This is a genomic window from Rhodococcus sp. 21391 (genome assembly GCF_016772255.1).
Lineage (GTDB): Bacteria > Actinomycetota > Actinomycetes > Mycobacteriales > Mycobacteriaceae > Rhodococcus_F > Rhodococcus_F opacus.
This window is the reverse complement of sequence record NZ_CP063782.1, coordinates 331,195-343,349: the sequence shown is the minus strand read 5'-3', so window position 1 is coordinate 343,349 and position 12,155 is coordinate 331,195. Positions and strand designations below refer to the sequence as shown.

At 65.6% G+C, this 12,155-nt stretch carries 12 protein-coding genes; 7 read left to right on the top strand and 5 right to left on the bottom strand.

The features are described 5' to 3' along the window. Nucleotides 1–52 precede the first annotated feature (52 nt). Entirely contained in the window at nt 53–307 is a 255-nt protein-coding gene (locus GO592_RS36270) for a hypothetical protein (protein WP_050787626.1), read from the top strand. A gap of 246 nt (nt 308–553) precedes the next feature. On the opposite strand, the gene GO592_RS36265 is transcribed toward GO592_RS36270, so the two are convergent. From GO592_RS36265 to GO592_RS36250, 4 genes are all read right to left on the bottom strand, one after another. Continuing rightward, nucleotides 554–1,201: an NUDIX hydrolase gene (locus tag GO592_RS36265; RefSeq protein ID WP_007299715.1), complete on the bottom strand. Its 648-nt coding sequence runs from the start codon at nt 1,199–1,201 to the stop codon at nt 554–556. 7 nt (nt 1,202–1,208) lie between these two features. Beyond that, nucleotides 1,209–2,501: an adenylosuccinate synthetase gene (locus tag GO592_RS36260; RefSeq protein WP_007299716.1), complete on the bottom strand. Its 1,293-nt coding sequence runs from the start codon at nt 2,499–2,501 to the stop codon at nt 1,209–1,211. 89 nt (nt 2,502–2,590) lie between these two features. Continuing rightward, complete coding sequence (locus GO592_RS36255) at nt 2,591–3,577, bottom strand: hypothetical protein (RefSeq protein ID WP_007299717.1); 987 nt, start codon at nt 3,575–3,577, stop codon at nt 2,591–2,593. 6 nt (nt 3,578–3,583) lie between these two features. Further along, nucleotides 3,584–4,666, bottom strand: coding sequence for a hypothetical protein (locus GO592_RS36250; protein ID WP_007299718.1), 1,083 nt, complete (start codon nt 4,664–4,666; stop codon nt 3,584–3,586). A 354-nt stretch (nt 4,667–5,020) separates the two neighbouring features. Here GO592_RS36250 and GO592_RS36245 point away from each other — a divergent pair, with 354 nt between their 5' ends. Further along, nucleotides 5,021–5,224, top strand: coding sequence for a cold-shock protein (locus GO592_RS36245; protein WP_005242781.1), 204 nt, complete (start codon nt 5,021–5,023; stop codon nt 5,222–5,224). A gap of 352 nt (nt 5,225–5,576) precedes the next feature. On the opposite strand, the gene GO592_RS36240 is transcribed toward GO592_RS36245, so the two are convergent. Further along, entirely contained in the window at nt 5,577–6,893 is a 1,317-nt protein-coding gene (locus GO592_RS36240; protein WP_007299719.1) for an aspartate aminotransferase family protein, read from the bottom strand. A gap of 331 nt (nt 6,894–7,224) precedes the next feature. On the opposite strand from GO592_RS36240, the gene GO592_RS36235 reads away from it, so the two are divergent. The 5 genes from GO592_RS36235 to GO592_RS36215 all read left to right on the top strand — a co-directional run bounded on the left by GO592_RS36235 (nt 7,225) and on the right by GO592_RS36215 (nt 12,153). Further along, nucleotides 7,225–8,499, top strand: a complete 1,275-nt coding sequence (locus GO592_RS36235; RefSeq protein WP_007299720.1) for a M20 family metallopeptidase — start codon at nt 7,225–7,227, stop codon at nt 8,497–8,499. Next, nucleotides 8,496–9,314 (top strand): IclR family transcriptional regulator, encoded by an 819-nt coding sequence (locus GO592_RS36230; RefSeq protein ID WP_007299721.1) that lies wholly within the window; start codon nt 8,496–8,498, stop codon nt 9,312–9,314. The genes GO592_RS36235 and GO592_RS36230 overlap by 4 nt, the downstream gene beginning before the upstream one ends. A 79-nt stretch (nt 9,315–9,393) precedes the next feature. Next, nucleotides 9,394–10,347: a thiamine pyrophosphate-dependent dehydrogenase E1 component subunit alpha gene (locus GO592_RS36225; protein ID WP_007299722.1), complete on the top strand. Its 954-nt coding sequence runs from the start codon at nt 9,394–9,396 to the stop codon at nt 10,345–10,347. Further along, nucleotides 10,340–11,344, top strand: a complete 1,005-nt coding sequence (locus GO592_RS36220; RefSeq protein WP_007299723.1) for an alpha-ketoacid dehydrogenase subunit beta — start codon at nt 10,340–10,342, stop codon at nt 11,342–11,344. The genes GO592_RS36225 and GO592_RS36220 overlap by 8 nt, the downstream gene beginning before the upstream one ends. Then, nucleotides 11,341–12,153: an acetoacetate decarboxylase family protein gene (locus GO592_RS36215; RefSeq protein ID WP_237720562.1), complete on the top strand. Its 813-nt coding sequence runs from the start codon at nt 11,341–11,343 to the stop codon at nt 12,151–12,153. Before GO592_RS36220 ends, GO592_RS36215 begins: the two co-directional genes overlap by 4 nt. Nucleotides 12,154–12,155: the final 2 nt, after the last annotated feature.

Genomic DNA, 12,155 nt, shown 5'->3' with positions numbered 1-12,155 from the left:
GCGGATAGGTCACGTTTATGCTCCGAGGGGCAGCCGAAGAAAGGTGCAGTCCATGAGTGACGAGAGCGAGAAGAATTCGGCGTCACCTGATGCGATGCGCGTGGGCACCCGGGTGCTGGTGCGTAGGCAGCCTGAGGCAGCGACAGGCGTGATCGTCGAGGACTACGCCGAACTGACCGACACCGCTGGACGCGGCCACGATTGGGCACCTGTCCATAGGTGGGCGGTCGCCCTTGACGACGGGCGTCTGGTCTTCGCCGACACCGAGGACCTCACGGTCGATATCGGCACGGTAGACTCCGAATAGGCGGCAGCACCACTGACGAGTGGTCGGGAAGGTTCGCATCGGCGAGTCGGCGCTGCTTCCCCAAGATCATCCCGAACAGCACCGAGCAAAACCTGGTCACAGTTGATGAGGTGTCGAATCTGAGCTGTGGCCCCGAACGGCGGCGACCAGGCGTCGCTACGTCCATTCTCGCATTAGCGACCGGGGTCAGCAGGGACACTAGCCACGCTCGGTGCGCTAGTGGCACGGTGTCCGCGAGAATGTCATTTATGTTGTGGCCCAACGCCATACGACTGCCGGTCGGCCGGTAGCCTGCACGCGGACGCGTTGGTCGGTGCGTTCGAGTCCCGGTATCGCCTTGAGTGTGCGATTGAGATTGCCTTGATCGGGTCGGCTGCCGGTGAGGGCAGTGGTGACCGTGACGGCGTGGGTGGCGGGGAATTCTGCGCCGAGGAGGGCCCGGGTGAATGTCGTGTCCCGCCAGAGGAGGCTGGTGGCGAGGATGCGGCGTGCGGCCGCGACGATGCGGTCGTGGTCGAAGGCGAGGTTGTCGTGTTCGTCGAAGCCGCGCCACAGTGTCGCGGCGGCGGGGTCCGTGGTGATGTTGTCGGCGGTGATGACGGCCCACATGGCGATGGACAGGGTCGGCCCTCGCGGGTCGCGGCTTGGTTCGTCGAACACTTCGAGTTGTCCCACGGCCAGGATCGCGTCGTCCGGGATACCGAGCTTGGTGGTGACGGCGCGGCGGGCTGCCGTCTCGAGGCGTTCACCGGCGCCGAGAAGGACACCGGGCAGGGCTGTCTGCCCGGTGTATGGCTCCCAGCGGCGGGGCGCGACGCCGTAGCGCAGCGAGCCGGGTTCGGGATTGCCGAACCGGAGAGCGACCACGTCGACGGAGACGGATGACTGTTCCATACGGTGATCATGCGACAGCAGGTTCTCGGACGCGACGAGCGGCCCGACTGGGACCGTCGGAGGTGAGCACCACCGGTGCGCCGACCAGCGATCCGAGGTGCGCCGCGACGTCTGCTGGATGTGTCGCCAACTCGACTGTGTCGGGCGTGAGTGCGGACAGGACGTCGGTGAGGTGTTGTTGATGCGCGAGGTCCTTCCACGGCCCGAGGGGCAGATGGTCGCCGACGCCGGGGTACCGGCGTGCGCTACGGAGGGGGATGCCGGCCGCTGCGGCACGGGTGATGGCGTCGAGGTGGGTGACGGCCAGACTGTCCACCCCGCCGCATACCTTTGTCGAGTACCGCATCAGTACCTCGTCGAGGTCCCCGATCCGGAAGGTGCCCTGGTAGCTGCCGGTGTCGTTGTGCAGTTCGGGCAGGACCGCACCAAGTCTTGGGTTCTCGGTGGGCATCGGCCCTGCACCGTGCCGGGTGGTGTAGGTGCGGGTGACGCCGAGGACGTGGCTGTCGCGGCCCTGCTCGGCTGAGAATGTGCGCGCGTTGCTCGGTTCCACGGTGGACCAGGTGGTGTGTGGGTGGAACCCGCGCCACTCGTCGAGTAGCACTCCTTGTGCGCCCTCGTAAACCAAGCGCCCTCCGTTTGCGAGGGCGGCGAGGTCACCGTCGTCGGTGATCCGGACCGCGGCCGCGAATTCGGAGTACATGATGACCATGTCGTCGAGGTCGGGCCACCGGTGCACGCTGGGGGAGACCAGGTGATGGTAGTGGTCGGCCATCGCGGCAAGTTTGGCACGCAGAACTGCTGGGTGGTGGCAGTCCCCGACGGTGGGTGCGTCCGGGTGATCGAGGGCGTAGGCGGTGGTCTCGCCGATGCCCTTGCCGCAGGAGCCGTGCCTGCCGTCGCCGCGGGCGTCCTCGCGGGCGCGGTTGGCGGCGACGTGGATCGGGGTGGTCAGTAGCGCGTGGGCGTCGATGTGCAGTAACTGGAGCGGATTCGGCACCCCCAGCGCGGCCAGGGCGTGGGCCTCGGCGGCGAGGGCGATAGGTTCGACGAGGGCATGCTTCGACAGCACAGTGGGAACGCCGGAGAAGGTTCCGGATCCGAACTGGGAAAAGGTGTGGTGGCGACCGTCGGCGACGACGTTGTGCGCGGCCTGTGCGCCGCCGTTGAACCGGACGACGGCTGCGACGTCGAGGCCGGCGTCCGGTGCGCAGAGCCAGTCGACGGTGGCGCCTTTGCCGCCGTCGCCGAAGCCCAGGTCGACGACGATGATGTCGCGGTCACCGAACACCGTGGTCATGGGATTTCCTGTCGTAAAGGGGGAGTGAGTCGGGAGGCGGGGCTCGCACCCGAACCGGGGAATCGGAAGCCCCGCTTCCCGCATGGGTGTCAGGTGAAGGACACGTCGTCGCTGCCGGCCGGATCGATCGGCAGTGGACTTACCGCGACGGGGGTCCGTGCCGCACTGAGGACGGCGAGCGCGTGACCGACGGTGTCCGCTTCGGCGGCGGATCCGACGTCACGCAGGTCCGCCAGACCCTCGCCGAGGTCGATGCGGTCCTCGCCCATGCCGACCGTCAGCGCGATCAGCTCGCACACCGCGCCCGGGTCGTCCAGCTTGAGGAACCGTTCCCCGAGTAGCTGCTGCCAGTGCGCCGCGATTTCGGGATCGTGGAAGTACGCCGACTGATTCGGCAGTACGAAGTAGACGTTCCACCGCCGTTCGAGTTCCCGGTACACCGACTCGACGGTGACATCGCGGTCGAGGTCGTCGCCGATCACCGTCCGCACGTTGCGGGCCGACAGTCGGGCCTTGTTCAGTTCGTCGCCGATGATGAACAGGTACCCCTTGTGGCCGCGTTTGTCCCACGCGTCCGTGGCGGTGTGACGGGCAATGAAATATGCGGCCAGTTCGTAGCTTTCGGACTTCTGCCCGCCGACGTTGCCTTCGAGGAAGATGGTGCGGAGTTGCTCGTCCATGGCGTTGCCGGATTCGAATTGACCGACCTGCAAGGGCACTCGGTCGGAGTCGGCGTCCCCGATGCCGCCGAACAGGATCTGCGGGTCGTCGGCATACCCCTTGCGCTGCAGCAGCCCGTGCAGTTTGCCGAGCTTGTCCTGCATGATCCGCGGTACCGCGCCCATCGAACCGGTGACGTCGAAGAGCACGGCGATCGGTAGGGACTCGGGGTGCCCGGCCGAATCCCGGCATTCCCGCACGGTCACACCCAGCGGGTCCAGGGTCGGATCGGCCTTCCACTGGTCTCTCGGCCGTGCGTACATCGCGCTGGTGTAGCCGAAGTCGTCGACGCCGCGGGCGGCGCGGAACGTCTTGGCCGCGGTGTAGGTGTCGTCATCCCACTTGCCGTATCCCATGGTGGATCACTGTCCTTTCGTGGTGGGCATGGTGAACGGGCGGAAGCGTCGCCGCCCGTAGAGCGTGTCGAGCAGGTCGTCGAACTCGTCGAGGAGATCGACGGCGTCAGGGCGCAGACCAGGTTGTGGTTGCAGGCAGCCGCATGCGAAGGCGCGCAGGCGGTCCGGGGCCGTGTCGGTGAGCATGGTCAGCATCAACCGGTGGGCCATGAACACATCCCAGGCCGGGGTTGCGGGGGAGCCGGTGGAACTTTCCGGTGGATAGTGCTCCCGCCGAGAGGGGATTGTCGCCAGCGGAACCGTGCCTGGGCGGGTGGCGAACGACCACCCGGCCAGTACCACTCCATGCCGCTTAGGGTGAATGAGCACGTTGTCCGCGGTCACCGCGGTGTGCACCCACCCGGCGCGATGCGCGGCTGCAAGAGCCCGCAGTAGACGCCGGTGCATCCACACCCAATCCCGCGGATCGAGCCCGTCCGGGTACGCAGCCTGGACCTCGGCGAGGGTGACGAATCCAGTGGTCAGCGAGTCCAGCACGTTCACCTGCCGCCGGGCGCCGGTCACAGGGTCGGCGTGGGTGAGGTGGTCGATCAGCTGCGGGAAGTACGCGCGCAGCCAATCATTCCCGCCCTCGGCGGACGCCGCGATCTCAGTAGGCGCGGCCCATTCGGCATCGATCAGAGCGTTCGAGGAGACATTGCGGGGAACCTTGATCACCACGCCCGCCCCGCCGCTGTCGGTGGCATGGTGCAGGTCGGCGATCGAACCGCGGGCATGCCGAATCCCGAGTCGATAGGAGCCGCGATTGCCGTCCAACACGATCGCCGTGGCCGTGGCCGTGGCCGTGGCCGAGGTCGAGGTCGTAGTGGTCGCATCGTGCTGCCAGCGGCGGTACAGGTTGGACGCGTGCGTGAATGCCGCGGCGGCGCGGGCGGCGTACGCGGGATCAACCCGATCCGGGTGAATCAGAACCGACAGGCGGTGGAACCGCCGACGGGCAGCGCGCTGAGCCGCCGGATCGGGGGTGATTGGGCCGAACAGGTCGCTCGGCACGATTGCCGCGCCGACGACGTCGAGTGCCTCCGTCATCGCTTCCATTGTTTTAGTCTAAATGACTAAAACATGGGATTGCAATCCCCCCACTGGGATCAGCAAAAAGCAACGTCGATCGATGCCACCCATGTCGGCGGAACCCGCGAGTGCGTCGCCGCGATCCCCACCCACTCATGGAGTCGTTCCCGGTTGGTGTGAACGACCGGTCACGTGCGACAGCGATGCCATCAGTCCGCCACCACAGGTCAGTGATGGTGCATCGACGACCGGTCGTAGATCGATGGGAATACGGTGCGCGGTCTTCGCGACTACATCGAGGATGGCAGGATCAGGTCATCGAGATCGGAACCTCGATGTGGGGGTCCGGATCGAGATTGAGGGAGTATCGGCATGGCGCAGGGCATTGTGAAGTGGTTCAACGGTGAGAAGGGCTTCGGTTTCATCGCACCCGACGACGGAACTCCGGACGTCTTCGTGCACTACTCGGAAATCTCGGGCAGCGGTTTCAAGTCGCTCGACGAGAACCAGCGTGTGGAGTTCGAGGTCGGCCAGGGCCAGAAGGGCCCGCAGGCCACGAACGTGCGCTCTGTCTGAACCAGTGTTATGTGGGGACCGCATCCGGTGGGTGCGGTCCCCCTTTTATATCGCCGGATCGGTCCCCGCGCCTTCGGCTGTCGCGCTCACGCTGCGCGCGGTCCCCGTGGCTCGATGAGCACGGTCGAGGGTAGAGCCTCAACAATGGGTGATCCGCGACCCGCCCCTGCGTGGGCAGATTGACAGTATGGGTGAGGATCACCAGGGGCGACGGACATCGGTGGAGAGTTGAGCCATCGGTACTTCTGCCACGACGATGAGAGCTGAATAGGGCAGTGCCCCGCCCGACGGTTCGTTCGTCGGCGGTCGTGGTGTCGTCAGTGCGGACTATGGGCGCCGTGTCCGGCATCGGTCAGTGGATTGGTTGCGGCTCGGCCCGCGATGCTACGTATGAGAGGACGTCGTCAAGGATTCCGAGAGCCTGTTTGGCTTCCTCGATCGTGACGGTCATCGGTGGTGTCACGCGGAGGACGTTGCCGGACAATCCGCCCTTGCCGATGAGCAGTCCCCGTTCGCGGCATTGCGTGAGAATGGTGTTCGTTGCGGCAACTGCGGGTTTCTTGGTTCCGTTTTCGACGAGTTCGACTCCGAGCATGAGTCCGGCGCCTCTCACGTCTCCTATCAGCGGGTGGCGGGTCGCGAGTTCCTGCAGCCCGGTTGACAGTAGGTGGCCGACGTCGGCGGCATTGGCTTGCAGGTCGTGCGACTCGATGAAGTCAAGTACGGCGTTTCCCGCCGCCATCGCGATCGGGTTGCCGCCGGCGGTCGAGATCGAGTTCGCGGTGAGGCAGTTCATCAGTTCGTTTTCGGCGACGACACCGCCGATGCTGAGCCCGTTCGCGAGCCCCTTGGCGAAGGTGATCGCTTCGGGGCGAACTCCGTAGTGTTCGATTCCGAAGTAGGAGCGTCCGGTTCGGCCCCATCCGGATTGGACCTCGTCGGAGACGAAGGGGATGTCGTAGGCGTCGAGAACCTCTTTCATCGCGAGGAAGAACCCGTCGGGTGGGGTCGCGAATCCGCCCGCGCCTTGGATAGGTTCGGCGAGATAGCAGGCGATGTTGCCGGAGGTGGAGGTCTCGATCATGGTCTGCAGTTCGTCGCGGCATGCGGTGTTGAAGGCGTGGTCGTCGAGGTGCCCGAATGGGCTGCGGTATTTGTATCCGCTGTGAGCGTAGGTGACCTGCAGGGGGCTCAGTGAGGTTGCGGACCAGCCGCGGATTCCCGTGGTGGCGACGGTTCCGAAGGATCTGCCGTGGTAGCTGCCTCTGAGAGCGATCACTTGATTCGACTGCTGGGCAGTGGTTGTCAGGAGCAGTGCCGTTTCCACTGCCTCCGAGCCTGAGTTGACGAAGAAGACGCGGGGATTGTCGACGGGTGCGCGGGCCGCGATTTTCTCGGCGAGCTCGACTTGTGAGCGGATCAGGTACAGGGTGCTTGAGTGCAGTAGCTGCCCTGCCTGGCGGCGCAGGGCTTCGGTGATTTCGGGTATGTCGTGCCCGATCATTGTTGCGAGGAGTCCGCCGAAGAAGTCGAGGTATGTTCGGCCGTCTCCTCCTGTGACGTGGCGACCGGAACCCGAGACCAGCTCGAGGGGGTTGTCCTCGTAGTAGGTCGACAGCCAGTCGGGCATCACGGCGCGGTGTCGCTGGTGGAGTGATACGTCGTTCACGGAACTCTCTTCTCTCCTCGGAGTCGGCGGATCGGCTGGACGCTACGCGGTGATTGGCGGCACGGGCAGTGTTCGTGCCGGAACTTTCTACTATTTGAAAATCAAGTCGGGACGGGCGTGGTTTGGAGTCGGCCGGCGAATCCGGACTAGGCGGGAAAGGGCGCTCTACCTGCCGGTAGCTGAGCGGGTCGGGGTGAAATTCCCTTTCGCTCGGCGTGAAATTTCATATAGTGACACGGCGGCAGCTGAACTGTTGCCCTCCACTACCGCGGCGTTCATCGTGTGTTCACCGACCGCACAGGGATGTGGTCCGGAAACTGAGGAGGTGCCGATGAGCGCGACGATCGAGACGGATTCTCGACGCGAGCACGTGCAGGACCGCATCACGCGTGGTCGTGAGCAGATGCTCGAGTTCGTGTCGGAGGCGGTCCAGCACGCCAGCGTCAGCGGCGAGGAAGATCGCATCCACGACTTCCTCATCGCCTGGCTCGATCGTCACGGGTGGACCCACGAGTCGCAGCCGCTGAGCGAGCTGGCCGCCCACCACCGGGCGAATGAGCCAAACGTCGATCGAAGGGCCAACATCATCGCGTGGCCACGGCCTCCCCGCGAAGGGATGCCTTCGGTGGTCCTGAACGGGCACATCGATGTGGTGCCGGCTGGAGATCAAGCGGCGTGGACCGATGCACCTTTCTCCGGTGTGCGCAGAGACGGCCGCATCTACGGCAGAGGTGCGGTGGATACGAAGGGGCCTATCGCCGCGGCTCTGTACGCGGTGGACGCACTCAGCGAACTTGCGGATTCCCTGCCTTTCGACCTCGCCGTCCAACTGGTGTGCGCGGAGGAAACTACCGGGGTGGGGACTCGCGCAGTGTTCTCCCGGGTGCCGGAACCGCTTGCCGCTATCGTGCTCGAGCCGACGAATGGAGCTGTTGCACCGATCGGGACCGGGCTGTTGTTCTTCGAGCTCGAGGTGGAGGGTCGTTCGGCGCACACCTCGGCGCCGTGGCGCGGTGCCGATGCCTTCCTGCACCTCATGCGCGTCCACGAGGCGATGACCGGGCTCGCTGACGAGCGCGGTGCCCGGTTCGGTGAGCAGTACCGCACGTACTTCGGTGACATCCCCACCCCGGTGCCGTTCGTCGTCGGCACCGTGTCCGCGGGAACGTGGCGGGCGGCGGTTCCGGATTCGGCGCGGATGGCGGGGCGGTGGGGTACCGCACCGGGGGAGGATCTCGGTGCGGTCCGAGATGATCTGGAGGCGCTGATCGCGCGGGTCGATAGCGATGCGAGCTGGGGTCAGCACCCCACCCGCATCCACTGGCAGCATGCGCTTCCGGGATGGGAGACCACGGCGGGCCATCCCCTCGTCGCTGCCGCCGAACGCGCGATTGCCCGGGCGACGGGATCACCGAAGGTCACCGGTCTGACGGCCGGTACCGACGCCGCCCAGTACGGGCCCAAAGGGATACCGACAATCATCTACGGGCCGGGGGACACAGCGCTTGCGCACAGTCCCGACGAGTTCATTTACGAGGACGCGGTTGAACTCGGATCCCGGGTAATCGCCGATACGCTCCTCGATTTCGCCGGGAGTATGCAATGACCGAGCCCCAGTCCAGTGGCACCACCCTCCGGACGCTGACCCGCGGCCTCGAGGTGCTCGAGACGATCGCCGCTGCCGATGGCACGATGACCGCAAAGGCGATCGCGCGAACCCTGGACCTGAACCTGGGCACCTGCTACCACATTCTCAAGACGCTGCAGCAGGACGAATTCGTCATCCGTCTACGCAATGGCGCGTACGTCGTGGGCGCTCGCGCCGCCCGACTGAGCAAGACCGTCAACCTGCACACCCGGCCCGAGCCGGCGCTGTCGGCGCTACTTGTCGGGCTCAATCAAAAGACCCGGGAGACGGTCTACATTTCCGGCTGGTACCACGGGGTTGTCACGCTCCAGGAATGGATCGCGGGAAGTCATATCCTCAGCGTCGGCAACCTCGACGTCGGTTACTCCGGGTACCTGCACACCCGGGCGTCGTGCAAGGCGATCCTTGCGCATCTGCCCTCCACACGCGTCGAAGCGATGCTCCCGCCGGAGTCATTCGTCCCGGTGACCCCGAACAGCATCACCGACTTCGACGCCTTCGCCCAAGAGCTGGTGACGGTGAAGAAGAACGGATTCGCCGTCGACAACGAAGAATTCGAGATCGGCGTCTCCTGCATCGCCGCACCGTTCTTCGACGAGTATCGCAACCCGGTCGGGGCCTTCGCGGTCTCGGCACCCACGACGCGGTTCGCGAAGGAAATGCACGTTCTCGCCATCCACGTCCGCGACGCGGCAGACCGCGCAACCGCGTACCTGCGCACCGAAGCTACCGGCGCGACCGTCACACCGCTCGACAATCACCGACTCGCCTGACCCAGTAACACCCCTTCACCCGACCCGTCGACGACGCGTCGGTACCGAGGCCTACCTGCATGAACACACGGAGGATCCCATGACTGAACCGCTACTCGCGCACTATCGTCAGATGTACCGCATCCGGGTGCTGGAAAACGAGATTCTCCGGCTCCGCAAGATCGAAGAAGTCGTCGGTTCGGTGCACCTGTGCAACGGCCAGGAAGCGATCTACGTCGGCGCCGCGGCAGGGTTGGACCTCTCTCGCGACGCGGTATTTCCCACCTACCGCGGCCACGGTTGGGCACTGGCGCTCGGCGCCACCATGCACTCGATCCTCGCGGAGCTTCTCGGCCGCAGCACGGGCACCAATGGCGGACGGGGTGGGTCGGCCTACTTCTCGACCCCCGACACCGCGATGTATGGGGAGAATTCCATCGTCGGCGCGGGAGCCCCGATCGCCGCGGGTGCGGCGCTCGCCGCCACGTTCGACGGATCCGGCCGGGTGGCCGTCGCGGCCTTCGGCGACGGTGCCCTCAACCAAGGTGCGGTGCACGAGGCAATGAATTTCGCTGCGGTCCAGCAACTTCCCATCATTTTCCTTGTTGAGAACAACCACTATTCGGAGATGACACCGATTGTTGACATGGTGAAGAACCCGGTGCTGTTCAAGCGGGCCGCGGCGTACGGAATCACGGGCGCGCGGATCGACGGCAATGACCCAATCGCGGTGCGGGACGCCGTGTCGAAAGCAGCCCAGCATGCCCGTGCAGGGAAAGGTCCCGTCCTGCTCGAAGCCATGACGCACCGCATCGTCGGCCATTACATCGGTGACGCCCAGCAATACCGGCCCGCCGGGGAGATCGACGATATCGAGGCGGACGAACCACTCGTGCGGGCCGCCCGAAACCTCCTCCAGGAGAGCGGTGTCACCCAAACCGAGCTCGACGCACTCATTGCGGATGTCAACGACGAAGTCCGCGCGGCTTCTCTCGCCGCGCTCGCGGACCCGGTCGCCGATCCCACCACCGTATTGGAGCACCTCTATGCCTGACACCAAGAACCTCAGCTACGCCGGCGCCGTGAACGAAGCCCTTCGCCAAATCCTCGACGACGACCCCAAGGCGCTGGTGTTCGGAGAAGATGTCGCCGCTCCCGGCGGCGTCTTCGGAGTCACGAAAGGCCTGCAGAAGACTTTCGGTAGGCGGGTATTCGACACTCCGATCTCCGAATCGGCCATTCTCGGTGGCGCGGTCGGATCCGCACTATTCGGAATGCGTCCCATCGTCGAAATCATGTGGGCCGACTTCACCCTCGTCGCCTTCGATCAACTCGTGAACCAGGCCGCCAACGTCCGCTACGTGTCACAGGGAGCGCTCACCGCCCCGATCACGGTCCGCATGCAGCAGGGGAGCGCGCCCGGCGCCTGCGCGCAGCACTCCCAGAGCCTCGAAGCCTTGTTCGCCCACATTCCCGGACTGCAGGTGTGTATGCCCGCAACCCACCAGGATGCGTACGACCTGCTGCTTACCGCGGCCGCATCGCCGGACCCGACCATCGTCATCGAAAACCGCACCCTCTACCACCGGGACAAGCAACCGGTCACCCTTGGCGGACCCGTAGCACCTCTCGGTGGCGCGGTCGTCCGCAGAGAGGGCACCGCTCTGACCGCCGTGACCTGGGGCGCCATGCAATTCCAGGTGCTCGAAGCTGCCGACGCCCTCGCATCCCGAGGAATCGACATCGAGGTGATTGACGCCCGCTGGCTTCGCCCGCTGGACATGGGGCACATCCTGTCCTCGGTTGCGCGCACCCGACGGCTCGCTGTAATCCACGAGGCGCACACCATCGGAGGAGTCGGCGCCGAAATCGTCGCGGCGGTCGCGGCCGCTGGAATCGAGCTCGACCAGCCGCCATTGCGGATCGGTACACCCGATGCCCGCATCCCTGCCGCACCCAGTCTCGCGCAGGCGCTGATCCCCAACGCAGACCGCATCATCCGCGAGATCGACAGCGCATTCGCAGCCCATGCCGCGAAGGTATCGGTATGAACGCGAACCGACCCCGAGGCGCAATGGCCATGCCGGTGTTCGCGCCCCTGTTCTCACCCGGAACGGAATCGGTCACCGTCCGCTGGCTGACCGTCGCCTACCCGACCACCGAGGACATCGCCGCCGTGGTCCTGCCGCGGCCATTGAGCCCGGCCGCCTCGCCCGAGGTGCTGATCTGGGTCGCCGAATTCATCGGCGCTTCCTTCACCGCCGGCGACGGCACCGTCGAGACCAGGCCCGCCTACATGCAGGCCGGAATAAACCTCCGCTGCCGACACGGCGATACCGAGGGAGCCTACGCCATCGGAACCTACGTCGAGGGACTCAACCACGGCATTCTCGGGCGCGAACTCTTCGGCCTGCCCAAGAAGCAATCCCGCAACGTCCACCTGCACGACCACGGCAGGCACCTCGACTTCGCCGTCAGCAATGCCGCCGGCGCCACCTTGATCAGCGGCACGGTCGACCACGCCGCGACACCTCCGGCAGACGAGCGAACCGCTGCCATCGTGCCGGACTGGTTCACCACCCAGTTCACTGCAAAGATCATCCCCAGCGCGGACGGCGCCGGCTTCGATATCAGCCGACTGGTCCGCATCCCGTTCGCCTTCACCGTCACCGGCCCCCTGCGCCAGGGCGAAGCGTCCCTCGAATTCACAGAATCCGGCAGCGACCCGCTGCACATCCTCGCCGTCAAAGGCTCCGTACGCACCACGTACGGGCACGCGCGACTCGACATCGACTACGGCACCTACCTCGACCACCTCGACCCTGCCGACCTTCCCACCTTCGGTGCACCGCACTGGTGAAC

Bases quoted from the DNA above. Each gene is read 5' to 3' on its own strand.
- GO592_RS36270 (WP_050787626.1), top strand. From the start codon at position 53: ATGAGTGACGAGAGCGAGAAGAATTCGGCGTCACCTGATGCGATGCGC.
- GO592_RS36265 (WP_007299715.1), bottom strand. From the start codon at position 1,201: ATGGAACAGTCATCCGTCTCCGTCGACGTGGTCGCTCTCCGGTTCGGC.
- GO592_RS36260 (WP_007299716.1), bottom strand. From the start codon at position 2,501: ATGACCACGGTGTTCGGTGACCGCGACATCATCGTCGTCGACCTGGGC.
- GO592_RS36255 (WP_007299717.1), bottom strand. From the start codon at position 3,577: ATGGGATACGGCAAGTGGGATGACGACACCTACACCGCGGCCAAGACG.
- GO592_RS36250 (WP_007299718.1), bottom strand. From the start codon at position 4,666: ATGACGGAGGCACTCGACGTCGTCGGCGCGGCAATCGTGCCGAGCGAC.
- GO592_RS36245 (WP_005242781.1), top strand. From the start codon at position 5,021: ATGGCGCAGGGCATTGTGAAGTGGTTCAACGGTGAGAAGGGCTTCGGT.
- GO592_RS36235 (WP_007299720.1), top strand. From the start codon at position 7,225: ATGAGCGCGACGATCGAGACGGATTCTCGACGCGAGCACGTGCAGGAC.
- GO592_RS36230 (WP_007299721.1), top strand. From the start codon at position 8,496: ATGACCGAGCCCCAGTCCAGTGGCACCACCCTCCGGACGCTGACCCGC.
- GO592_RS36225 (WP_007299722.1), top strand. From the start codon at position 9,394: ATGACTGAACCGCTACTCGCGCACTATCGTCAGATGTACCGCATCCGG.
- GO592_RS36220 (WP_007299723.1), top strand. From the start codon at position 10,340: ATGCCTGACACCAAGAACCTCAGCTACGCCGGCGCCGTGAACGAAGCC.
- GO592_RS36215 (WP_237720562.1), top strand. From the start codon at position 11,341: ATGAACGCGAACCGACCCCGAGGCGCAATGGCCATGCCGGTGTTCGCG.